Origin of the sequence: Candidatus Protochlamydia sp. W-9 (genome assembly GCF_001950615.1) — a bacterium.
GTDB classification, from domain to species: domain Bacteria; phylum Chlamydiota; class Chlamydiia; order Chlamydiales; family Parachlamydiaceae; genus Protochlamydia; species Protochlamydia amoebophila.
In genome coordinates this window covers 1-1,487 of the sequence record NZ_BCPZ01000264.1, presented here as the reverse complement: position 1 = coordinate 1,487, position 1,487 = coordinate 1, and the positions used below count along the sequence as shown (strand labels likewise).

Sequence of the window (1,487 nt, the reverse complement as noted above, 5' to 3'; positions counted from 1 at the left end):
ATAATAACTAATAAAATAAATTTGCCAACAAATCAAATCGAAGATATCTTAATATTGGGTAAGTTTGGAGTTATGTAGGTAAAGAAACGCAACTCCTCATAATCTAATCAAAAGAGTTTAAAATATTTTATTCACTTTCGATCAAGGTTGCCGACCTGCCAATTTTGATTTAAAGCTCACGTTATAAAAACAAATACAGCCTCGCCTAACCCACTAAAATAATCATTAATTAATCCTATAAATTATTAATAAATTTAAAAGGACTAAACATGACAATAAAATACATAGATAGTAATGTTTTTCCTAATAAATATGCTAATTTCTCCTCCTGCTTAAATCCAGAATTAAATCGAAGCAAAGTTTATAATGGTAAAACTTATACCCTTTTAGGAAGTATTGAGAAAGCATGTTCTTTAAAGCGGAGAATCATGGTTGGAATACTTGCAGCTTTTAAGACTTTCTTCTCTTTAGGAGTCGGACTTTTTTTTGAAAGTGTTAGAGAAGATTGGAAGACTTTTTGGAACGGTAAAAAAAGAAAAATTATTTATTCTTCTTCCTCCTTTTTACCGATTAAACTTTTGGCAGACCAAGGCGATGCTAAAGCTCAATACCTCCTTGGACTAAAGTATATAAACGGCCAAGGTATCACACAATCAGATCAAGAAGCTTTTAAATATTTTCAACTTGCTGCCAATCAAAATCATACAGATGCTCAATACAGTCTTGGTTATATGTATGAAAACGGACATGGTGTCGCACAATCGGATCAAAAAGCTGCGGAATGTTATCAACTCGCCGCTAATCAAAATCATGTAAAAGCTCAATATAACCTGGGTGTCATGTATACATATGGACATGGTGTCGCACAATCGGATCAAGAAGCTGTGAAATACTATCATCTAGCTGCTAAACAAGGTCACGCAAAAGCTCAATTCAGCCTTGGATTTATGTATGCAAATGGAAAAGGTGTCGCACAATCGGATCAAAAAGCTATTAAATATTACCAACTTGCTGCTAAACAAGGAAACGCTTCTGCTCAATGCAATCTCGGAGTTATGTATTCAAGCGGCCGCGGTGTCCTACAATCGGATCAAGAAGCCGCTCAATATTATCAACTCGCTGCCGATCAAGGTGATCTAATTGCTCAGAGGAATCTCAGAGCTATGCGTGAAAATGGACGCCTTAATAATATAGCGTAGGAAAAGTTAGCTATAAATAATATCAATTTACTGCTTACTGCTTTACTGCTAATTGCTGAGAAGATCAACCGAATAATTTAAATTTATATTTTATATGCTATCAGAAATTTTATAAAAAATAAGATTTATATCTTCAAAAAATAGATTTTGCTTAAAAATTTTATCAATAAATCAATTTTTAATTTTTATTTTATATTTATAATAAAAATATTGTAAATAATATAAATATAAACAACAATAATATATATACATATATTATTAATAATAAATTAAAAAGGAAATCATATG

Annotated in this window: 1 protein-coding gene; it reads left to right on the top strand. The window is 31.3% G+C overall.

The window, feature by feature from the left end; all coding sequences use genetic code 11:
* Nucleotides 1–269: 269 nt before the first annotated feature.
* Nucleotides 270–1,199: a tetratricopeptide repeat protein gene (locus BU804_RS08030; protein WP_075883664.1), complete on the top strand. Its 930-nt coding sequence runs from the start codon at nt 270–272 to the stop codon at nt 1,197–1,199.
* Nucleotides 1,200–1,487: the final 288 nt, after the last annotated feature.

Bases quoted from the DNA above. Each gene is read 5' to 3' on its own strand.
- BU804_RS08030 (WP_075883664.1), top strand. From the start codon at position 270: ATGACAATAAAATACATAGATAGTAATGTTTTTCCTAATAAATATGCT.